Here is a 21025-nt window from a genome sequence, read left to right as displayed (position 1 = left end):
CAAGGATTTTCAGCGATTTTAACACGAAAATCCCCGAAAAATCGTCGTTTAAAGCTTAAAAGGGACTGTCGCCCTGCAAGCATAATTCCCCCTTGTAAGCATGATTATTTTATGAGCTTCTCCGTCCAATTATGCTCACACATACATCTCCATACAAAAAATAAAGGGTCAAAACAAATTGACCCTTTAAATACCTATTAAAGCGATTTTAGACGGATTCGCAACCCCTATTAAAAGAATAAATCTTTCTGATTCTATTATACCACATTATATGTAAATGTCAATAGTAAAGTGTCAGAAATCTTCCTGATTATTCTTCCTCTTCAACTGGCATATTCTCCCAGTTGTGGTAAACATTCTGAACGTCGTCATCGTCCTCAAGATGCTCAAGAAGCAGACCCATCTTCTTGATAGCGTCCTCGTCTTCGATAGTTGTGTAGTTTGAAGGAACTTTCTCAGCCTCAGCAGAAAGTACCTTGTAACCCATTCCCTCAAGAGCTTCTCTTACAGAAGAAACCTGATTAGGGTCGCATGATATCTCGATAACATCGTCCTCGACGTTGAAATCGTCAGCACCTGCCTCAAAGCAGTCCTCCATTATCTTGTCCTCGTCTGCACCGTTATTTTCCATAACAACAGTTCCAACGTCAGAGAACATGAATGATACGCAGCCTGATGTACCCATGTTTCCGCCGAACTTGTCGAAGAAGTGACGGATGTCGCCTGCTGTTCTGTTCTTGTTGTCTGTCAGGCACTCAACGATAACAGCAACTCCGCTTGGACCGTAGCCCTCATATACCATTGACTCATAGCTGTTCTTGTCGCCGTCGCCTGCTGCCTTTTTGATAATTCTATCGATATTGTCGTTAGGCACGTTGTTTGACTTAGCTTTTGCGATAAGATCTCTCAGCTTTGCGTTACCTGCAGGATCAGCACCGCCCTGCTTAACTACAACAGCGATCTCTCTGCCTATCTTTGTAAATATCTTAGCTCTTGCAGCGTCTGTTGCACCCTTTTTTCTTTTAATGTTTTCCCATTTTGAATGACCTGACATTTGATTCACTCCTTGATGTAATATTATTCATTGATGCTGCCCACAGACCATGCTGCCTCGAACAGTTCACCTATACGTTCCTCACGCCCCGTGAGATATAAAAAACCGAAAAGACATTCCAAACCTGTCGCCATGCGGTATTCCCCAACAGTGGAATGTTTCGGAGCATTTATGCCCTTTGCATTTCTGCCCCTTTTGAAAATATCCATTTCCCGTTCGTTAAGCAGCCCCTCGTCAAGCCACTTGCGAACAGCCTTTGCCTGATATTCCGCACACACCCTCTCAACAGTGAGCTTGTGCAGCTTGTCCGCAGGCATATTAGCTTCAAGGATAAGCTTTTCTCTTACCCTTATCTCGTAAACGCCGTCCCCGATAAAAGCCAGTGCCAGAGGGGAGTATTGCATAGCGTCCATATCAGAAAGCTTTTCCGTGACGCTCCCTCCTATCTGAGATATTCAAACTCAAAGTCGAATATAGAAACAGTGTCGCCCTCTTCGATACCCATTTCTTCCAGCTTGTCGATTATGCCGCTGGTCCTGAGTACGTTCTGGAAATACTGAAGGGAAGAGTAATCGTCCATATTAGCCGTCCTGAGTATGTCAAGAAGCCAATCTGCTTCCACGAAATAAACGCCGTCCTCCACAGTAACACGGAAGTCTTTCTTTGAGATGAGCTTATCGTCAAGCTCCTCCTGAGTGAGTGGCTGAGCTTCAAACTGCTTAACAGGCGGCAGGACAGAAAGTCTTTCCCAAACGCCATACATAAGCTCTTTTGTACCCTTTGTTGTGGCAGCCGATATCTCATAGAACAGAAGTCCCTGATCCTCAACATAGTTTCTCAGCCTTTCCACCTGCTCAGGGGTAGCCATATCGCTCTTGTTTGCGGCAACTATCTGCGGAGCTTCCGCAAGCTCCATTGAGAAGTTTTCAAGCTCGTGATTTATCGCCTTGAAATCCTCGATAGGATCTCTGCCCTCGCTGCCTGAAACGTCAATAACGTGGACGATAAGTCTGCACCTCTCAACGTGTCTGAGAAATTCGTGACCTAGACCGACGCCCTCGCTCGCACCCTCGATAAGACCTGGGATATCCGCCATAACAAAAGATTTTCCCTCTTCTATCTTAACAACGCCAAGGACAGGCGTCAGGGTAGTGAAGTGATAGTTGGCTATCTTTGGCTTTGCCGCTGATACAACAGAGATAAGCGTGGATTTACCAACGTTCGGGAAGCCCACAAGTCCTACGTCTGCAATAAGCTTGAGTTCCAGCATGACCTCATATTCGTCACCACGGAAACCCGGCTTTGCAAACTTCGGTATCTGCCTTGTGGAAGTGGCAAAATGAGCGTTTCCACGCCCACCCTTGCCTCCGTGAGCGATAACAGCAGGCTCATCGGTAGAAAGGTCGGCAAGTATCCTGCCGCTCTTTATCTCTTTAACAACAGTGCCTCTAGGAACTTTCACCACAAGGTCGGGAGCATTTCTGCCTGAGCAGTTTTTGCCGCCGCCGTTCTGCCCCTTTTCGGCAACATATTTTCTCTTATATCTGAAATCTATAAGGTTTGAGATATTGTCGTCAACAACGAAAACAATATCTCCGCCCTTACCGCCGTCACCGCCGTCCGGACCGCCTGCCGCAACGTATTTCTCACGGTGGAATGAAACTGCACCGTCACCGCCGTCACCGGCTTTTATATAGATCTTCGCCTGATCGACAAACATGATCAAACCTCCTTATAAATGATATTATGCGTAAATTTAGTTGTCATTAACCAACAAAAGACCCCAAGCCTAAGGCTCAGGGTCATATGTTACAAAATTAAGCCTTGGGATAAACCGAAACCTTCTTGCGGTCTCTACCGAGTCTTTCAAATCTTACAACACCATCGCTTGTTGCGAACAGAGTATCGTCAGAACCCTTCTTAACGTTCTCGCCTGGGTGAATGTGAGTACCTCTCTGACGAACGAGGATGTTACCAGCCAGTACGAACTGACCGTCAGCTCTCTTTACGCCAAGTCTCTTTGACTCAGAATCACGTCCGTTCTTTGTAGAACCCATTCCCTTTTTATGAGCGAAAAACTGCATTGAAATCTTAATCATCTAAATTACACCTCCATAAAATGTAATCCGTCCGATCAGTTATCTCTGACCGTGACTTTGATCCTGCCTGAAAATTCCTCAGCTAGAAAATATAAATGAGTGAGAAGCCCTAAAAGTAGCTTGTCCCCCTCCTCTGAGCTGTCATTTTCAAGCCTTAATATTATTTCGTTTTCTTCCACTGCGACATCAGCCTTTATCTTAAAAGCCTCAGTGACAGTGTTAGCCGTCAACATTACAGCAGACGATACGCTTGCACAGCATACGTCCTCGCCATAATCTGCGTAACCTGCGTGACCCGTTATACGAAATCCCACAAGTCTGTCATGCTTATTTCTGAAAAAATCAGCACAGATCATTATGCGTTGATAGCTTCGATCATAACCTTAGTGTAAGGCTGTCTGTGACCGATCTTGGTCTTTTCGCCCTTCTTTGGCTTGTAAGTGAATACAGTCACCTTCTTGGACTTGCCGTTCTTGATGACCTTAGCTGTTACGGAAGCGCCGTCAACATATGGAGCGCCAACCTTGATACCGTCGTCAGCGCCAACTACCATTACCTTATCGAAAGTAACAGCGTCCTCAGCGTTTACGTCCAGCTTTTCTACGAAAACCTCATCACCAGGCTTAACCTGATACTGCTTTCCGCCTGTTTCAATTACTGCGTACATTACGAATGCACCTACCTTTGAATAAACTCGCTACGCACGGAGGTCTGCAAATACAAACACTTATGACCGTGAATATGCGGCTTTAATATCATAACATATCCGCCCCCAAAAGTCAAGCACAGCTCTGTTTCTGCTTGAAAATTTACAGAAATTTAACTTTTAAAAGCTCCTTTCCTGTCCAATGATGTCCCACTGTAAACATTTCTCCTTAAACCTATTGTAAACCCGCAAAAAATATGCTATAATAAATGTGTATACATTACATAATATTACGAAAGAGGTCGAAGAACAATGACAAATTCTTATGAAAGCCCGTTTTGTACCAGATATGCAAGCAAGGAAATGCAATTTATTTTCTCTGCTGACAAGAAGTTTACTACTTGGAGAAAGCTGTGGGTAGCCCTTGCCCGTGCTGAAATGAAGCTTGGTCTTAATGTTACTCAGGAGCAGGTAGACGAGCTTGAAGCTAACATTGATAATATAGATTATGCCGCTGCCGCTGAGCGTGAAAAGCTTGTTCGTCATGACGTTATGTCACACGTTTATGCTTATGGCCTTGTTTGTCCAAAGGCAGCAGGTATCATTCACCTTGGCGCAACTTCATGCTATGTAGGCGATAACACAGACGTTATCATCATGAGAGATGCACTTAAGGTCGTAAAGAGAAAGCTTGTCAAGGTCATCGACCAGCTTGCAAAGTTTGCCGATAAGTATAAGGCTATGCCTTGCCTTGCTTATACTCACCTCCAGCCTGCACAGCTCACAACAGTGGGCAAAAGAGCTACTCTTTGGTGCAACGAGCTTCTTATGGATCTTGAAGATCTGGACTTCAGACTTGCTAACCTCAAGCTCCTCGGCTCGAAGGGAACTACAGGCACTCAGGCTTCATTTATGGAGCTTTTCCACGGTGATACTGATAAGGTAAAAGAGCTTGAAAAGATGATAGCTGAGGAAATGGGCTTTGACGCTGTCGTTCCGGTTTCAGGTCAGACCTATTCAAGAAAAATGGACTATCAGGTATGCTCAGTTCTTGCTGGTATCGCTCAGTCTGCTATGAAGTTCTCAAACGATATAAGAATTTTGCAGTCATTTAAGGAGATTGAAGAGCCGTTCGAGAAAAATCAGATAGGCTCTTCCGCTATGGCATATAAGAGAAATCCAATGAGAGATGAGAGAATAACATCACTTGCCAGATACGTTATCTGCGATGTTCTCAATCCTGCATTCACAGCAGGAACACAGTGGTTTGAGAGAACTCTCGACGACTCTGCAAACAAGAGAATTTCCGTTGCCGAAGCTTTCCTTGGTGTTGACGCTATACTCAATATCATGCTCAATGTTACAGATCCTGACAACGGTTTGGTAGTATATGACAAGATCATCAGAAGAAGAGTTATGGCAGAGCTTCCTTTCATGGCTACCGAGAACATTATGATGGACGCTGTAGAAAAGGGCGGAAACAGACAGGAACTCCACGAAAGAATAAGAGAGTATTCAATGGTAGCAGGCGCAAGAGTTAAGAAAGAGGGACTTGACAATAACCTCTGCGAGCTTATCCTTAACGACCCTATGTTCATGATAACAAAGGAAGAAATGGATAAGATAATGAAGCCTGAAAACTTTATCGGCAGATGCCCACAGCAGGTGGACGAATTTATCGAAAATTGCGTAAAGCCTGTTGTCGAAGCAAACGGCGTGTCTGACGATGTTGCAGAAATAAACGTATAATATCAAAGGATAAAAATATTTCAGCGGGCTGATAGGTCTTTTCAGATCGTCAAGCCCCTGAATTTTATCTGATAAACACCACACAAAAGAAAGGCGGAAAACACCATGGCAGATTTTTGTACAGGCAAACGCTGTCCAAAATGTGGCGGCAGGAACTGTCAGCTTATAAGCGAAACAGACTACAGAAGCGGCAAATACGGCTTTGGAAAAGGCTGCTGCGGCTATATACTGTTCGGACTGCCAGGGCTTATCTGCGGACTTTGCGGCATGGAAAGCAAGTCAAAAACACGCTCCTATTGGGTCTGTCCTGATTGTGATTATAAGTTCAGAGCATAGCATGAGAATGAGAAAAGACCCATATGCACTGTGGCTTTATCTTATGAAGCTTGGTGCGTCGGCAGGCTGTCACCAACGCCCCGACAGAAGCTTCTTTTTTCATGGCTGGCAGTTTCCGGTGTGCGCAAGATGTACAGGCGTGCTTGCAGGACAGCTTGTAGGCATTCCGATAGCCATAAAGAAAAACATATCCACCCTCACGGCCGTACTCTGCTGTGAAACTACCATGCTGGATTGGTCATTGCAGTATTCATGGGTGAAAAAGTCCACCAATAAACGTCGGCTGGTAACAGGTCTGCTTGGTGGCTTTGGGCTTGCGGTGATTTATGTTAATATCATCAGATTTGTGATAAAAAAGATAAAAATGGGAGCGAAAACGTGAGAAACGGTGATAAAAATGGAACTTGAACAATATAAAAGCAGTGCCTTTGAAATATTCGACAGACTTCTCAGAGCAATGAGAAGCCCCGAGGGCTATGTCCATCCACAATCCCTTTTGTGCTGTATAGGCTCTCTTGCAGGCTATTCCTGTCAGCAGGACGTGAGAAAGCTTTTCATGACAGAGGGTGTGAAAGAAGAGGACGTTTTCACAGTGTTCACTGATAAGTCAGGCAGAAAGTATTTCTACGGCGATATCATTGACGAAAAGCTTGTGGGCAATAACTACTCAGTGTGGTCTTTTACCGCAGGAGTGCTAAAAAAATATAACGAGCCTTTTACGGACGTTGGGGAAATGCTACGCTACACTGCCGCAAACGCAGGGGGCGCAAGCTTTGGCAAAATAAGAAATTGTACCACAGGCGAAACTGTCCAAAGCTATATAAAGCTTCTTTGGCAACCGCTTCTGCCTATAGCGCAGAAGTCAGCAGGCAGGGGAGAGCTTCACATAGTTTTCGGACTTTGCATACAAAAAGCCATGATGACCTGCAAAAGCGCAGTGTCACTTTCAGAGTGCGCAAGAATAATAATGGAAAGCGCTTTGACAGGTGCAAGATTGGACTTCAAGGACTTGTAAGGTAAACAAAATAAAAAAATAGGGAGAAACTTAATATGAAAAATAGCAGAAAAAAAGCCGTACTGCTGGCGGCATTGCTGTCAGTGTCACTTTGCGCCTGCGGACCTGTTGAGGAAGCCGCAGACAGCGTTTCAGAAACGAAAGATACTACTACTGCGGAAACGGTGTCAGATACGCCCGACAGTGTGGAGGAAAGTTCGCAGACGGATGACAGTTCGCAGGTGGAAATAATTCGTGACCCTGAGCTTGTTTGTGACCTTAGCGAAATACCATATACAGCCAAATGCACCGTGGAGGGCAATTTTGGTGCAGGAGCAAAGCTTTCTGATTATTATGGTATAAACGCAATGATAAACTCTGACGAGCCGCTCCTTAGTATACCTGTCAAGTATACTGACGCTGATTTCGGGGGTGGGGTCATTCGTTTTGAGTTTAGCGACAAAATAAGCGACGAGCAGAAAGCCAGTGCAGTTATAATGCAGTTTGACGAGGATAGCACGTTCACGAAACTTGAAAGTTTCGTTGACGAAAATGGCATTTCTGCGAATATCACCACGGGTGGCGTTTACATGGTCATAGACAGCTATGTTTATGATATGTTTAACGGAGGGTCGGTGGATACAGACCGTTATGATATTGAAAACGGTTTGACCATAGAACTTTCGGATTTTTCTGCCGCTTTAGAGTTGCCTGAGATAGGTGGATTTTCTGCCGCAAAGTTGGAAAAGCATGAGATAACTACAGATGATTTTGACGGCACGAGAGATGTGAAGATTGTCTATGCAAATCTTATTGACGGCAAAGTGGACGAAAAATATGACGGGTTAAATCTGTCATTGTCTTATTATCAGCGGCTTGACAAGATCACGGTCGATGATATGCTAGATATGTATGCAAAGTCGGCTGATATCAGCTCTGATGATAATGTTTGGCTTGATTATCGGGGACTTGACCTCGGCAATGGCAAGCGTGGCTGTGTTATTGCGGCTCTGGGTGAGGATCAAAGTGTGAACGTTCAGGGCATATATGAGTTTTCTGACAGTGAATATATACAATATAATGTGGTGATACCACTAAAGTATGTTTCAATGGGAGAAGATATTTTCGATTCAGCTATGAGTTTTCGCTATGCAGAATAAACGCATTTATAATGTTTGGGCGGTCTGAGGGGTCTGCTGTTTTAAACGCTTTTTGAAAAGCTTTTTATATTGGTAAAAATTTAGCGGTCGTTACCGCATTGAAAGGATTTGATTTGATTGAAGATCGAAACACAATGTTTACACGAGGGCTATACGCCTAAAAACGGAGAGCCGAGAGTAGTGCCTATCGTACAAAGTACAACCTATGTCTATGACTCCTCAAGAGAGATAGCCGAGGTCTTTGACGACCCTACCAAGAACCTTATCTACTCACGCTTTGAAAACCCTACCACAGACGCAGTTGAGAAGAAGATAGCCGCTCTCGAGGGCGGTGCAGCCGCAATGTGTACATCAAGCGGACAGGCTGCCACACTTTGCTCTATCCTGAACATCTGTCAGGCAGGGGACAGCTTTATAGCTTCCACTTCTATCTATGGCGGCACCATAAACCTTTTCAGCATAACAATGAAAAGACTTGGCATAGAGTGTATCTATGTTGACCCCGACGCTACAGATGAAGAGATACAGGCGGCATTCAAGGATAATACAAAGCTTGTTTTCGGTGAAACTATCGCAAACCCTGCGCTGACAGTTTTCGATATCGAGCGTTTTGCAAATATCGCCCATAAGAATGGCGTTCCTCTTATCGTTGATAATACTTTCGCTACTCCATACCTTTGCAGACCTATCGAGTGGGGCGCAGATATCGTTATCCATTCTACATCAAAGTATATGGACGGCCACGCAGTTCAGGTCGGCGGCGTTATCGTTGACAGCGGCAAGTTCGATTGGACGGGCGGAAAGTTCCCTTGCATGACCGAGCCTGACGAAAGCTATCACGGCACTATCTACACTGAAAAATATTCATTCGCACCTTATATCGTAAAAGCAAGAATGCAGCTTATGAGAGATTTCGGCTGCTATCCTGCCGCAAATTCCTCGTTCCTGCTCAATCTGGGACTTGAAACTCTCCCTGTAAGAATGAAGCAGTATTGCGAGAATGCGCTCACAGTGGCAAAATTCCTCGAAAGCAATGACAAAGTAGAGTCTGTTGCATATCCTGGACTTGAAAGCGATAAGTACCATAAGCTTGCTGAAAAGTATCTACCTCTTGGCACGGCAGGCGTTATCTCGTTCGTTATCAAGGGCGGAAGAGATACAGCGGCAAAGTTCATGGACAGCCTTAAGCTTGCTTCCAACGAAGTTCACGTTGCCGATATCCGTACTTGTATCCTCCACCCAGCCTCCGCAACACACAGACAGCTTTCAGACGAACAGCTCGTTGCCGCAGGCATAAACGGCGGAATGATAAGACTTTCCGTAGGTCTTGAAAATGTCGAGGATATCATAGACGATCTGAAGCAGGGCTTTGCGGCTATCTAAGAGCCGCCGAAAGGAGAACAGCCGCAGCATTGATGACCTGAGATAAAAAATCAAGGACGGATGTTTCCAACGAAACACCCGTCCTTTTTATATGCCTATCCATTCTCAGGGAGCGTAACAATAAAATTTGTACCCTTTCCGTATTGCGATTCTACACGGATATTGCCGTTGCACAGCTCCACGATACGCTTAACAAGGGGCAAACCAAGTCCGTTTCCCTCTGAAGCGTGCGCCCTGTCCCCTTGATAAAAACGCTCGAAAATGTGTGATATGGTCTGCTGATCCATGCCGATGCCACGGTCAGTTATCTCAGCCGTTATCACATCACTCTCTTTAAAAAGCTTTACTCTGATAGAGCTTCCCTCTGGGGAGAATTTTATGGCATTGCCTATTATGTTCACCCACACCTGTGAAAGCATTTCCGCATTGGTGGTGTATTGTATCTCCTGCATATCAATGTCAAAGCTTATGTCCTTAGCCGTCCATTGCTTTTCCAGAAGAAGTATGCAGTTTCTTATCTGCTCGTCAAGGGAAAAGCTTGTCTTGTCAGTGATGATCTGCTGATTTTCAAGCTTTGAAAGCATAAGAATGTTCGATGAAAGATTGGTCAAACGCTTTGATTCGCTGATGATAATGTCAATGTATTCTTGCTTTTTCTCTTCTGACAGATTTTCTTTTTTTAGCTGTTTTGCAAAGCCTTGGATAGAAACGATAGGCGTTTTGAACTCGTGGGAGAAGCTGTTGATAAAATTCTCCCTGAACATCTCGATGCCCCCAAGCTCCTGCGCCATTTTGTTGTAGCTTTCTATAAGCTCGTCTATCTCGCCGTTAAAGCCTGTTACCTCTAACCTTTGAGAGAAATCTCCCTTTTCTACCCTGTGCATTGCCTTTTTTACCTCACGCACAGGTCTTACTATCTTGCTTGCTACAGCGGCAGAAATGCAAGTGCCGATTATTACAGATACCACAAGTCCTACAATAAGGAAAACTAAAGGCATTTGCAAAGGGGATAGAAAATGCAGGCATCTTTTTATGCCTATCATTATAAATCCCGTAAGAAGCCCTGCCCATATCATTATCATAAATACCGCCGAAACTATGCTGGCGTTCATGGTGTAATTTCGCCTGCGCTCTGAGCGAAGAGCAGAGATAAGATGTTTTTTCATGAGCCTATCCTTTCAGCTTGACCGCCTTGTAGCCAAGCCCTCTCACTGTCATTATCTCAAAGTCGTGGTTATTCTTCAAATGCTCTCTTATGCGGTTTATGTGTACGTCCACAGTGCGCTCGTCAGTGTCTGAGGTCATATCCCAAAGCTCGTCCATAAGCTGACGGCGGGTGAATATCTTGTCGGGATAGGAAAGAAGCTTGTAAAGAAGCATGAACTCTTTCGGTGGAAGCTCCCTTATGCCCTCAGGGGTCTTGATAGTCAGTGCGTCATAGTCGAGAGTGGTGTCGCCCACAGTTATCCTGTGGTCGCTCACTATCTGTGAACGTCGCAAAAGTGCCTGAATACGCAGAAGCATTTCCTCCTCGTCCACAGGCTTCACCATGTAATCGTCCGTACCTTTTATAAAGCCCTGCTTTTTGTCAAAAGCCGTTTCCTTAGCCGTCACCATTAATATAGGTGTCTGAAACCCAGCCTTGCGGATAGTTTCGCAAAGCTCCAAACCGTCCATACGAGGCATCATAACGTCCATTATAATAAGGTCAACGTGTTTTTCGTCCATTATTTCGAGAGCCTCTATACCGTCACGAGCCTCGATAGGTGTGTAGCCGTTGTCGCTAAGCACATCACAGGTCAGTTTGCGAGTGTTAGTATCGTCCTCCACCACAAGTATGTGAAACATTTTTACCCCTCCGTTCACTTTGCATTTTTTTATTATATCACCGTTTTATTAACGTGATATTAACGATGTCAAGACACATTTAGTTCAAAATCTCATGTTGATCCTGCACAATTTCAGTGGTATTGCCTTGTGCAAACAAATGATTTATCTTTTAATTTGGCAACATTTCTGCAATTGTTGCATTTTTTATGCAACAAAAGGGGTGCTTTTCGGGGATAAGTAGAAAGCGTTTTGATACTTGCGGGCACGTACAAGCCCTGCGACTTAGTGAAACCGAGGTGGGTTTCTGGAACAGGCTGTAGAGTACTTGTGTCAAAGCGTGGGTGTGCATTGCGGTATTTTGTGTATACGCAACCTAGGGCATTATACTCGGTGACACACCCCGGACGAAACTTGAAAATTGAATATATATATCGGACAAAATTACGGCAACAAATCTGTAGGGGCGAACATCGTTCGCCCGTCGAAGAAACAAGTCCACGATTACAACCATTGTAGGACAGAACAAAAAAACTATCCTATCACGCTTGTAGGGGCTGGCGCCCTCGACAGCCCGCTATTTCTTGCCCATTGAATTATCGGGGAATATCACAATAATGTACCTCGAAAATAATTTGGCATCAAAGATACAACAATCACAGCATTACACCTTCGAGCGGGCTGTCGAGGGCGCCAGCCCCTACAATGCTGAAATTATGCAAATTCTGAACACGGTCGAACGCTGTTCGCCCCTACAGTTATTTGGGCAAGTCCTACCTCCGCAAAATCGCTCCGCTCTTTGCGTATCTACATTGCGCTTAGGGCTAGAAAAGCGGTGCAGATTTAATTCTCCGATATCACTTTCATCTAATATCTGACTTCTATATGCTATTTTTCATTAAATCTGCACCTTGTCGGCTTGCGCCGAATGAGGCTCTGCCTCAAACTCCGCTAGGGGCTTTGCCCCTAGACCCCACAAGCCCTCTAGCGCCGGGCTTGAGCGTGCGCTTTATCTCTCGCTTCGCTCGGTGCTTTATTTTACTTTATGCTTGCAATTTACTTTGGTCTGCTATGCTCATTTCTCATTCCTCACTCCTCACTCCTCACTTAAATCCCCCCTCCGACAATTTTTACACCCAAAACTGTGTTATGTTTAAACTGAGTTTATAAAACCCTATTATAATATCTTTACAATAACAAAATTAGGAGAAAATATATGCTTAGTTTAAAGGACATAAAAAAAGATTATGTCGTTGGTGATTCCACCGTTTCTGCCCTTAAAGGCGTCAGCATTGATTTTCGTGAGAATGAGTTCGTTTCTATCCTTGGCCCGTCAGGCTGCGGTAAAACCACTCTTTTGAACATTATCGGCGGTCTTGACAGATATACCAGCGGTGACCTTAACATTAACGGCAAATCTACCAGGGATTTCAAGGATTGCGACTGGGATTCCTACAGAAACCATTCCATAGGCTTCGTGTTCCAGAGCTATAACCTTATACCGCACCAGACAGTGCTTTCAAACGTTGAGCTTGCTTTGACCCTCTCAGGTGTTTCAAAGTCAGAAAGACGTGAAAGAGCCGTCAAGGCTCTCGAGCAGGTGGGTCTTGGCGACCAGCTCCACAAAAAGCCTAATCAGATGTCAGGCGGTCAGATGCAGAGAGTTGCCATTGCAAGAGCCTTGGTGAATGAGCCTGACATTCTGCTTGCGGACGAGCCTACAGGTGCGCTTGATACTGAAACAAGCGTGCAGATAATGGAGCTTTTGAAGAGCATTTCCAAGGACAAGCTTATTATAATGGTAACTCACAACCCTGAGCTTGCAATGAAATATTCTTCAAGAATAATCAAACTTCTTGACGGAAAGGTCATAGATGATTCCGACCCTCTTGACAAGAATGTTGTTGAGCCTATCAAAAAGCCTGAAAAAGAGCCTACAAAGGCTGACAAAAAGGCGGCGAAGAAAGAGCGCAAAAAGTTTAAAACTTCCATGAGCTTCCTTACTGCACTGTCTTTGAGCCGAAACAATCTTATGACAAAAAAGGCAAGAACGCTTCTTACCTCTTTTGCAGGCTCTATTGGTATAATCGGTATCGCACTTATTCTTTCTATCTCAAACGGCGTTCAGCTTTATATAGATCAGGTGCAGTCTGATACCCTTTCAAGCTATCCGCTTCAGATAACAAAGACCACCGCAAGTATAGGCGAGATAATGAACAACATGGCGAAAAACCATGAGGATTCAGCAAATCACGATAAAGACAAGGTCTATTCTCAGAATGCCATGGGCGAGATGATAAACACTCTCATGGAAGAAACAAAGGTCAACAATCTGGAGAAGTTCAAGAAATATCTTGACGATAACAGCGACCTGAAAGACCTTACAAGCGACGTTCAGTACACATACGCCACTACACTTAACGTTTTTACGGAGAGCGACAGCGGTGTAATGCAGGTCAATCCGTCAACGCTTCTTGAAGATATGGGATATATGTCCTCAACTCAGATGGAAGCAATGTCCATGAGTGGCTCAATGGGTGGCATGATGGGCATGGGTACTGACGTATGGAGCGAAATGATAGATAACGAGGAGCTTATCGACAAGCAGTATGACGTTATCGCAGGACGTTTGCCTGAAAAGTATAACGAAGTTGTGCTTGTAGTTGATAAGAACAACGAGATAAACGACTATGTGCTTTATTCTCTCGGACTTCTCGACCCAAGCTCACTTAACGGCATAGTAAGACGTGCCATGGCAGGAGAGGATATATCCGTTGACAGCGAACAGCACGTTTACACCTATGATGAGCTTCTTGACCTGAAATTCAAGGTCGTTCCTACACCTGATCTCTATAAGAAAAAAGACGGAGTGTGGGAAGATATGACAGGCGATGAGAGCTACATGAAAAAGGCTGTTGCAAACGGCACAGAAATAAGTGTAGTCGGTATCCTGCGACCTGACGAGGACGCCTCTTCTGCTTCCATAAGCGGTGCCATAGGCTATCGTCATGACCTTATGACATATCTTATCGACGAAGTAGATAACAGCGAGATAGTAAAAGAGCAGATAGCAAATCCTGACATAGATGTTTTCACAGGACTTAAGTTCAAAACGGACGAGAATGCGGCAGATACAGACAGCAGTTCAGAAACCGTTTCCGACAGCACAGCCGATACAGAAAGCAAGGCTGACAAAACAGCAGACAGCTCCGACACAGATAAAAAGGCTGGTTTGGTTGCAGGCGACAGCTCTATGGAGATACCTGAGGGAATGACCGAGGAGCAGTATAAGGCTCTTATGGAGCAGAGCGGTGCTTCCGATACAGGCGAGCTTGCAGATATGGGCATGAATGCCATGGGTTCAATGGATATGTCAGCAATTCAGGGCGGTGATATGTCATCGCTTACCGAAACTCAGAAGAAGTATATAGCTTCACTTTCTGACGAGCAAATGGAGCTTATGAAGCAAATGCTCAAAGAACAGTCCGACACAAATGCGGATCAGCTTGCAAACAGCGGAAAATATTCCACTTCAAACTATGACAACAACATGAAAACTCTTGGCTATTCAGTTGTTGAAGACCCTGACAGCATAAATATCTATCCTGTGGACTTTGCTTCAAAGGAAAAGATAATAGATATTATCGACGATTACAACGACAGTGTTGGCGAAGAGGACAAGATAGAATACACAGACTATGTGGGTCTTATGATGAGTTCTATCACGTCTATCATAAACGCTATCAGCTATGTTCTTATCGCATTTGTTGCGATTTCACTTGTCGTATCATCTATCATGATAGGCATTATAACCTACATCTCAGTTTTGGAAAGAACAAAGGAGATAGGTATTCTGAGAAGTATAGGTGCTTCAAAGAGGGATATATCAAGAGTGTTCAATGCCGAAACAGTTATCGTGGGATTTGTGGCAGGTGCATTGGGAATAATTATCTCCTATCTGCTCACAATACCGATAAACATGATAATCGCACATCTTACAGACGTGCCGATAAGAGCTTCAATACCTGTCAGTGCGGCAGTTATACTCATTGCAATAAGCGTTTGCCTGACGCTTATCGCAGGTCTGTTCCCGTCAAGAGTGGCGGCAAAGAAAGACCCTGTTATCGCACTGAGAACAGAATAGTTTATTTTAGATCCCAAGGAGGTAATCACTATGAAAAAGCTTACAGCAGAAAAAATTGACAACATCATGGGCACAATGAGCTGCATCGTAACAGGTCTTTGTCTTATGGCTCTCATTATGATGGGACATTGCTGATTTCCTGACATTTCCATAACAAATTCCTATATAAGCTCTGCCCGTCATACCATTTTGGTTGGCGGGCAGTAGTTTTCTTGTGAATTGGTGTGGTATGGCTTAGAATATTCTATAAACCGTCACAAATTTTACACAATAATAGGTTATTATATAAGCAAAGAATATGAATTAAGGTAGCAACACTCAAGGATTGTATGCAAGCAGATTGCGTGCAAAGCCGACAGGCGTTCCTTGTGCGGTGCTGCCTGAATAGGGAGGAATACTTATGGCAAAGATACTTGTTGTTGATGATGAGATAAAGATAAGAGAGATAATAAAGGAGTATGCCGAGTTTGAGGGATATGAAGTAGCTCAGGCTGAGGACGGTATGCAGGCTGTGGAAATGGTGAAAAATCAGGATTTCGATATCATCATAATGGACGTTATGATGCCGAAGCTTGACGGCTATTCAGCTTGCAAGGAGATAAGAAAAATAAAGCAGATACCTGTTATAATGCTTTCCGCAAGGGGCGAGGAGTATGACAAGCTTTTCGGCTTTGAGATAGGCGTTGACGATTATGTGGTAAAACCGTTCTCGCCAAAGGAGCTTATGGCAAGGATAAGGGCGGTGCTTAACCGTGCGTCAGCTTCTCAGCGCACTGAGGACGTTATAAGATACGAGGGATTAGAGATAAACTTTACAGCCCGTGAGGTAAAGATAGACGGGGAGAAGGTTTCCATGACTCCGAAAGAGTATGACCTGCTTTTCTATCTGGTGAAGAACATGAACATTGCGCTTTCAAGAGAGAAGCTTCTTGAAGAGGTATGGGGCTTTGATTTTTACGGTGACGACAGAACTGTGGACACTCACATAAAAATGCTGAGAAACAGCCTTGGAAAATACCGCAATCTTATTGTTACTCTGAGAGGAATGGGATATAAGTTTGAAAAGATCCAGTAAGCTTGCAGAAGTCAAGGAAAAAGTCAGCAATAAGACGGCGGAGATAAAGGCGAAAAGAAGTCTGCGGTCATATGTGTGGATGTATTTTATATTCTTCACGGCTTTTATTCTTATTCTTATTTGGCTTTTTCAGTATTTTTTCTTGGAAAGATATTATCAGTCGGCGAAGATAAGAGATATCACAGACGCTGCAAATCAGATAATCCAAGCATATGGCACTGACGAGCAGGAGGTAACGAACCGCTCGCTGGCTTTTGACAACAGCCTTTGCATTGTTATAACGGACGGAATGGGCAATCCTATTGTGATGGAAAACAACATGGGAGCATATTCGCATCTTAACAAGGTCATAAACAAGGGCTATGGCATCGGACTTTTCAAGATGATATCTAAGCTAAAACAGTCGGACGATAACTACATCACGAAAATTGCTCAGAATGAGAATTTCAAGAGCAAGGAGATATTTTACTGCACGTCTATCTTCACTGATGATTCGGATAAGCAGGCGTATCTTTTCATTGAAAGCTCAATAGAGCCGATAGATTCCACTGTAAGCATTATAAGAGAACAGCTCATTTATATCACTATCATACTTTTTGAGCTTGCTTTTATTGTGACCATGTATATCTCAAAGCGACTTTCAAAGCCTATCGTTGACATTACGAACACGGCGAAGAAATTCGGTGAAGGGGATTATACGGTGGAGTTCAATGGTCATGGCTATTGTGAGATAGAGGAGCTTTCCACGGTGCTTAACAATGCCAAGGACGAGATACAAAAGGTATCGGAGCTTAGGAAAGACCTTATTGCGAACATATCTCACGACCTGAGAACACCGCTCACTATGGTAAAGGCTTATGCGGAAATGATAAGGGACTTGTCGGGGGATAATCCTGTGAAGAGGCAGGAGCATATCCAAGTCATTATCGACGAGGCTGACAGGCTTTCAAGTCTGGTAAATAATCTGCTGGAGCTTTCAAAGCTGGAGTCGGGCAATGCGGAGCTTAAACTCACGGACTTCTCTATTGTTGACAAGCTCAATGACTGCATGACTCGATATCAGATACTCATAGAGCAAAATGGTTATGATATCAAGTATATCCCAGACGAGGACAGAGTGATAACGGCGGATATTGCAAAGCTGGATCAGGTAATTTACAACTTTATAAACAACGCTATAAACTACACAGGGGACAATAAGGTCATTCGTATCAAGCAGATAAACAAGGCTGATGTGGTTCGTATTGAAGTAACAGACAACGGAAAGGGCATTTCTAAGGAGCTTTTGCCGAAGATATTTGACAGATACTACCGTGACGCAAAGGTAAAGCGTGACGTGGTAGGCACAGGACTTGGACTTTCCATTTGTCAGGAGATACTCAAAGCCCACGGCTTTGCATACGGCGTTCAATCGGAAGAGGGCAAAGGCTCGACCTTCTGGTTTGAAGCGAAGATCGCAAAGCAGGAGAGCAAGACTGTTCAGAAAATGGAGAGCAGGCTTTCGCTCAGCGGACTTGAGGAAAAATAGGGTAAATTTTAAGAGTGCATTATCTGATGAGGTGGTAATGCACTCTTTTTTTTTATTATATCAGCGTCTGCCATGGTGAAATAACAAAGTTGGGTTTATAAATAATGATCCATGAGCGGTAATAAAAAAACCGCCCTACATAAAGTAAAGCGGATCGGGTGCAGGGGCACGCCCCTGAATTTGTAAAAGTGACACACAAATTATCACAGCGGTGACTTTGCGTGTTTACAAAAAAAACTTGACTGGAAATGCCCGCCACGGAGAAACAATGGTTGGGTTTTAGATAAAATTGATGAGCGGCAATAAAAAACCGCCTTACATAAAGTAAAGCGGATTGAGTGCAGGGGCACGCCCCTGCTGGTGGAGGTGAGGAGAATCGAACTCCTGTCCGAAAGCCTATCCCCACGAACTTCTACGAGTGTATTCTGTTATTGCGGAAAACTCCCGTTCCCTTGCACAAAGGCAAACAGACACGCCTGTGTGTTTGGTAGGCTGTGATACATCACAAGGCTACAGCCGTCGCTTTGTAACGTTCACCACTGATCGACGCCTTTACCAAAGCCGTGGTACTCTAAGGCAAGACGAGCGCTGACTTAAGCAGCAGCTAATTCAAAATTATCGTTGTCGTCTAATTTTAAAACGTACGCCGTTTAAAGAGTGTGCGCTCCTCTACTCGCTTATCGTGCTTCAAAACCCCCGTCGAAACCTTTACACCCCCATGTTAGTTTCGCTCTTTCATGGCACGCTCTATGTCACGCTGTGCGGCTTTCTTTGCCATGTCGTCACGCTTGTCATAAAGCTTTTTACCTTTGCAAAGCCCAAGCGCAAGCTTGACCCTGCTGCCTTTGAAATATAGCGACATCGGGATAAGCGTAAGACCCTCCTGCTGTACCTTTCCGAACAGCCTCAGTATCTCACGTTTGTGGAGCAGCAGCTTTCTCTCCCGGCGTGGATCACGGTTGAAAATATTGCCGTGTTCATAAGGGGATATGTGCATACCCTTGACCCACATCTCTCCGTCCTCAATAGAACACCAACTGTCTTTCAGATTGACGCCGCCATTCCTTATAGACTTGACCTCTGTTCCCACAAGCTCGATACCGCACTCTATCTGCTCCAACACGAAATAATCGTGACGTGCCTTTCGGTTGTCGGCAATTTGCTTTGTGCCTTTTTTGTCTATCGCCATACTGCTCACCTCCCGTGGAATATTATTATAACACCATTTCATGCCTTTGTCAACAGGCAAAGAGTTCAAAAAATTGTACAAATGGTCGTAATGTTTAGATTTTTACACATCTCTGTGTGTGCTTATGTGCAAATTCGAGTATTGAAATAGCTTTTATGGTGTGATATAATATTAGGTGTGAGAAATAGTTAGTTGAAAGATGAGAGAAGATCCGGTATGAAAAATAAGAAAATAGATATGTTAAACGGTCCGCTTGTGGGCAAGATCGTTATTTTTGCACTGCCCCTTGCATTGTCAAGTATTTTGCAGCAGCTTTTTAACTCCGCTGACCTTGCGGTGGTGGGCAGATTTGACAGCGACAAAGCCATGGCGGCGGTTGGAAGCAATTCTTCATTGGTGAACCTTATTGTAAGCCTTTTTCTGGGGCTTTCTGTCGGCGCAAACGTTGTGGTGGCCAGGCTTATAGGTCAGGGGAGAAAAGATAAGGCAAACGAGGCTGTACATACGGTGGTGCTTTTGGCGGTCATAAGCGGATTTATCATACTGGGTGTAGGCGAGATACTTGCACCGATACTCCTTGGCATGATGAATGTGCCTGACGATGTTTTAAAGCTTGCAACGCTGTATCTCAGGATATTCTTCTTTGCAATGCCTTTTATCGAGATATATGACTTTGGTTCGGCGGTGCTTAGGAGCAAGGGTGACAGCACCAGACCTCTTTACGCTCTTATCACCGCAGGCGTTATAAATGTTATTCTGAACCTTGTATTCGTGATCGTGTTCAAAATGGGTGTGGCAGGCGTTGCAACGGCAACTGTTATATCAAACTTTTTCAGTGCCTGCATGATACTTTACTTTCTTACCCACGAGGAGGAGATGCTAAGACTTGATTTCAGAAAGCTCAGGATACGCTGGGAATATCTCCTTGGTATCATAAAGATAGGCTTGCCGGCAGGTTTGCAGAGCATGGTTTTCTCGCTGTCAAACGTTGTGATACAGGCGGCGATAAACAGCTTCGGTTCAGACGGTATCGCCGGAAGCACAGCGGAACAGAATTTTGAGTTCATGGCATATTTTGTGATAAACGCTTTCGCTCAGACTGCGACCACATTTACAAGTCAGAATTTTGCGGCTCAGGATAAGGAACGCTGTAAAAAGATATACAGGCTTTGCACCTTTATCGGGCTTGCAAGCTGTCTTGGGCTGAGTATGATATTCATTATTGGCAGACACCTTTTTATACAGATCTTCTCAACGGACGAGAACGTTATACACTACGCAATGATAAGAATGTGGTCAGTTTGCCTGCTGGAGCTTCTTACAGGCGTTTACGAAATATCGGGCGGCTGTCTTAGGGGAATGGGCCACTCTATGACACCTGCGGTCATAACTGTGCTTGGCACCTGCGTGTTCAGGCTTGTGTGGGTGAACACGATCTATGCGGCTCACAGAAGCTATCTTATGCTCATGATAGTTTACCCTGTTTCCTGGGTGATAACAGGCACTGCGGTAACAGTGGCTTACTTTATCATACGGCGCAAAGAGTTTGCACAGATAGGAAAACGCAGGGCGGATATTATTTGATAGACAGGCGACAATTCAGATAGACGTGGGAAGGGGCAAACGCTGTTCGCCTCTACAGAAAAAGATAATTCTGCACTTTGAAAGCTTTAGGATTTTCGGAGTGCAGATTTTTTTTGAAAAAGTCGCAACTGTCCAAAAAAAGTTACCACAAATGGTTTTTAGTGTGATATAATACATACATCAGGAACGAATCAAGGCAATACCGCACAAGGATTGTGCGCAAGATGTGCCGTCAGATTTTTCGTCAGATTGTGCTA

General features: G+C 44.3%; 19 protein-coding genes and 1 other RNA gene. 10 read left to right on the top strand and 10 right to left on the bottom strand.

Annotation, left to right across the window (positions count from 1 at the left end; genetic code table 11):
• Positions 1-310 precede the first annotated feature (310 nt).
• The 6 genes from DW938_RS05235 to rplU all read right to left on the bottom strand — a co-directional run bounded on the left by DW938_RS05235 (position 311) and on the right by rplU (position 3820).
• Positions 311-1054: a YebC/PmpR family DNA-binding transcriptional regulator gene (locus tag DW938_RS05235; protein ID WP_118124101.1), complete on the bottom strand. Its 744-nt coding sequence runs from the start codon at positions 1052-1054 to the stop codon at positions 311-313.
• Between the two features lie 23 nt (positions 1055-1077).
• Positions 1078-1467, bottom strand: coding sequence for a ribonuclease III domain-containing protein (locus DW938_RS05230; RefSeq protein ID WP_118124100.1), 390 nt, complete (start codon positions 1465-1467; stop codon positions 1078-1080).
• Positions 1468-1496: 29 nt separating this feature from the next.
• Positions 1497-2774, bottom strand: coding sequence for a GTPase ObgE (obgE, locus tag DW938_RS05225; RefSeq protein ID WP_022288734.1), 1278 nt, complete (start codon positions 2772-2774; stop codon positions 1497-1499).
• 97 nt (positions 2775-2871) lie between these two features.
• Positions 2872-3153, bottom strand: a complete 282-nt coding sequence (gene rpmA, locus DW938_RS05220; RefSeq protein WP_022288733.1) for a 50S ribosomal protein L27 — start codon at positions 3151-3153, stop codon at positions 2872-2874.
• 35 nt (positions 3154-3188) lie between these two features.
• On the bottom strand, positions 3189-3509 hold the full coding sequence (locus DW938_RS05215; protein ID WP_118124099.1) for a ribosomal-processing cysteine protease Prp: 321 nt from the start codon (positions 3507-3509) through the stop codon (positions 3189-3191).
• Positions 3509-3820 (bottom strand): 50S ribosomal protein L21, encoded by a 312-nt coding sequence (rplU, locus tag DW938_RS05210; RefSeq protein ID WP_022288731.1) that lies wholly within the window; start codon positions 3818-3820, stop codon positions 3509-3511. The genes DW938_RS05215 and rplU overlap by 1 nt, the downstream gene beginning before the upstream one ends.
• Positions 3821-4111: 291 nt before the next feature.
• Between rplU and purB the strand changes: the two genes are divergently transcribed.
• From purB to DW938_RS05180, 6 genes are all read left to right on the top strand, one after another.
• A complete protein-coding gene (purB, locus tag DW938_RS05205; protein WP_046441833.1) occupies positions 4112-5548 on the top strand; it encodes an adenylosuccinate lyase in 1437 nt (478 codons plus the stop codon).
• A 105-nt stretch (positions 5549-5653) separates the two neighbouring features.
• Positions 5654-5884, top strand: coding sequence for a hypothetical protein (locus tag DW938_RS05200; RefSeq protein ID WP_022288729.1), 231 nt, complete (start codon positions 5654-5656; stop codon positions 5882-5884).
• 7 nt (positions 5885-5891) lie between these two features.
• The gene (locus DW938_RS05195) at positions 5892-6266 is read left to right on the top strand and encodes a DUF2085 domain-containing protein (RefSeq protein WP_118124115.1); all 375 of its coding nucleotides are present in this window, start codon (positions 5892-5894) and stop codon (positions 6264-6266) included.
• A gap of 15 nt (positions 6267-6281) precedes the next feature.
• Positions 6282-6899 (top strand): hypothetical protein, encoded by a 618-nt coding sequence (locus DW938_RS05190; protein ID WP_118124098.1) that lies wholly within the window; start codon positions 6282-6284, stop codon positions 6897-6899.
• Between the two features lie 35 nt (positions 6900-6934).
• Positions 6935-8038 carry a hypothetical protein gene (locus DW938_RS05185; RefSeq protein ID WP_118124097.1) on the top strand — a complete coding sequence of 368 codons (1104 nt, stop codon included), beginning with the start codon at positions 6935-6937 and terminating at the stop codon, positions 8036-8038.
• A gap of 117 nt (positions 8039-8155) precedes the next feature.
• Positions 8156-9421 (top strand): PLP-dependent transferase, encoded by a 1266-nt coding sequence (locus DW938_RS05180; protein ID WP_118124096.1) that lies wholly within the window; start codon positions 8156-8158, stop codon positions 9419-9421.
• 95 nt (positions 9422-9516) lie between these two features.
• Here the strand turns inward: DW938_RS05180 and DW938_RS05175 are convergent, their stop codons facing one another.
• A complete protein-coding gene (locus DW938_RS05175; protein ID WP_118124095.1) occupies positions 9517-10587 on the bottom strand; it encodes a HAMP domain-containing sensor histidine kinase in 1071 nt (356 codons plus the stop codon).
• Positions 10588-10591: 4 nt separating this feature from the next.
• On the bottom strand, positions 10592-11269 hold the full coding sequence (locus DW938_RS05170) for a response regulator transcription factor (RefSeq protein ID WP_117927479.1): 678 nt from the start codon (positions 11267-11269) through the stop codon (positions 10592-10594).
• 1195 nt (positions 11270-12464) lie between these two features.
• Between DW938_RS05170 and DW938_RS05165 the strand changes: the two genes are divergently transcribed.
• From DW938_RS05165 to DW938_RS05155, 3 genes are all read left to right on the top strand, one after another.
• Complete coding sequence (locus DW938_RS05165) at positions 12465-15392, top strand: ABC transporter ATP-binding protein/permease (RefSeq protein WP_118124094.1); 2928 nt, start codon at positions 12465-12467, stop codon at positions 15390-15392.
• A gap of 400 nt (positions 15393-15792) precedes the next feature.
• Positions 15793-16467, top strand: coding sequence for a response regulator transcription factor (locus DW938_RS05160; RefSeq protein ID WP_022286586.1), 675 nt, complete (start codon positions 15793-15795; stop codon positions 16465-16467).
• The gene (locus DW938_RS05155; protein ID WP_242992391.1) at positions 16451-17995 is read left to right on the top strand and encodes a HAMP domain-containing sensor histidine kinase; all 1545 of its coding nucleotides are present in this window, start codon (positions 16451-16453) and stop codon (positions 17993-17995) included. Before DW938_RS05160 ends, DW938_RS05155 begins: the two co-directional genes overlap by 17 nt.
• Positions 17996-18353: 358 nt before the next feature.
• Here the strand turns inward: DW938_RS05155 and ssrA are convergent.
• Positions 18354-18713: a transfer-messenger RNA gene (ssrA, locus tag DW938_RS05150) on the bottom strand.
• 3 nt (positions 18714-18716) lie between these two features.
• The gene (gene smpB, locus DW938_RS05145; protein ID WP_022286588.1) at positions 18717-19184 is read right to left on the bottom strand and encodes an SsrA-binding protein SmpB; all 468 of its coding nucleotides are present in this window, start codon (positions 19182-19184) and stop codon (positions 18717-18719) included.
• Positions 19185-19400: 216 nt separating this feature from the next.
• Here smpB and DW938_RS05140 point away from each other — a divergent pair, with 216 nt between their 5' ends.
• A complete protein-coding gene (locus DW938_RS05140) occupies positions 19401-20768 on the top strand; it encodes an MATE family efflux transporter (RefSeq protein WP_242992390.1) in 1368 nt (455 codons plus the stop codon).
• Positions 20769-21025: the final 257 nt, after the last annotated feature.

Origin of the sequence: Ruminococcus sp. AM43-6 (assembly GCF_003461785.1) — a bacterium.
Classification (GTDB): Bacteria; Bacillota; Clostridia; order Oscillospirales; family Ruminococcaceae; genus Hominimerdicola; species Hominimerdicola aceti.
The sequence above is the reverse complement of the archived record's forward strand: the minus strand, read 5'-3'. Positions and strand labels throughout refer to the sequence as shown.

What these genes read in the sequence shown, in the direction of transcription:
- DW938_RS05195 (WP_118124115.1), top strand. Translation starts at nt 5,892, where the DNA reads ATGAGAAAAGACCCATATGCACTGTGGCTTTATCTTATGAAGCTTGGT.
- purB (WP_046441833.1), top strand. Translation starts at nt 4,112, where the DNA reads ATGACAAATTCTTATGAAAGCCCGTTTTGTACCAGATATGCAAGCAAG.
- DW938_RS05190 (WP_118124098.1), top strand. Translation starts at nt 6,282, where the DNA reads ATGGAACTTGAACAATATAAAAGCAGTGCCTTTGAAATATTCGACAGA.
- DW938_RS05140 (WP_242992390.1), top strand. Translation starts at nt 19,401, where the DNA reads ATGAAAAATAAGAAAATAGATATGTTAAACGGTCCGCTTGTGGGCAAG.
- rplU (WP_022288731.1), bottom strand. Translation starts at nt 3,820, where the DNA reads ATGTACGCAGTAATTGAAACAGGCGGAAAGCAGTATCAGGTTAAGCCT.
- DW938_RS05170 (WP_117927479.1), bottom strand. Translation starts at nt 11,269, where the DNA reads ATGTTTCACATACTTGTGGTGGAGGACGATACTAACACTCGCAAACTG.
- DW938_RS05235 (WP_118124101.1), bottom strand. Translation starts at nt 1,054, where the DNA reads ATGTCAGGTCATTCAAAATGGGAAAACATTAAAAGAAAAAAGGGTGCA.
- DW938_RS05230 (WP_118124100.1), bottom strand. Translation starts at nt 1,467, where the DNA reads ATGGACGCTATGCAATACTCCCCTCTGGCACTGGCTTTTATCGGGGAC.
- DW938_RS05200 (WP_022288729.1), top strand. Translation starts at nt 5,654, where the DNA reads ATGGCAGATTTTTGTACAGGCAAACGCTGTCCAAAATGTGGCGGCAGG.
- obgE (WP_022288734.1), bottom strand. Translation starts at nt 2,774, where the DNA reads ATGTTTGTCGATCAGGCGAAGATCTATATAAAAGCCGGTGACGGCGGT.
- rpmA (WP_022288733.1), bottom strand. Translation starts at nt 3,153, where the DNA reads ATGATTAAGATTTCAATGCAGTTTTTCGCTCATAAAAAGGGAATGGGT.
- DW938_RS05215 (WP_118124099.1), bottom strand. Translation starts at nt 3,509, where the DNA reads ATGATCTGTGCTGATTTTTTCAGAAATAAGCATGACAGACTTGTGGGA.
- DW938_RS05185 (WP_118124097.1), top strand. Translation starts at nt 6,935, where the DNA reads ATGAAAAATAGCAGAAAAAAAGCCGTACTGCTGGCGGCATTGCTGTCA.
- DW938_RS05175 (WP_118124095.1), bottom strand. Translation starts at nt 10,587, where the DNA reads ATGAAAAAACATCTTATCTCTGCTCTTCGCTCAGAGCGCAGGCGAAAT.
- smpB (WP_022286588.1), bottom strand. Translation starts at nt 19,184, where the DNA reads ATGGCGATAGACAAAAAAGGCACAAAGCAAATTGCCGACAACCGAAAG.
- DW938_RS05165 (WP_118124094.1), top strand. Translation starts at nt 12,465, where the DNA reads ATGCTTAGTTTAAAGGACATAAAAAAAGATTATGTCGTTGGTGATTCC.
- DW938_RS05160 (WP_022286586.1), top strand. Translation starts at nt 15,793, where the DNA reads ATGGCAAAGATACTTGTTGTTGATGATGAGATAAAGATAAGAGAGATA.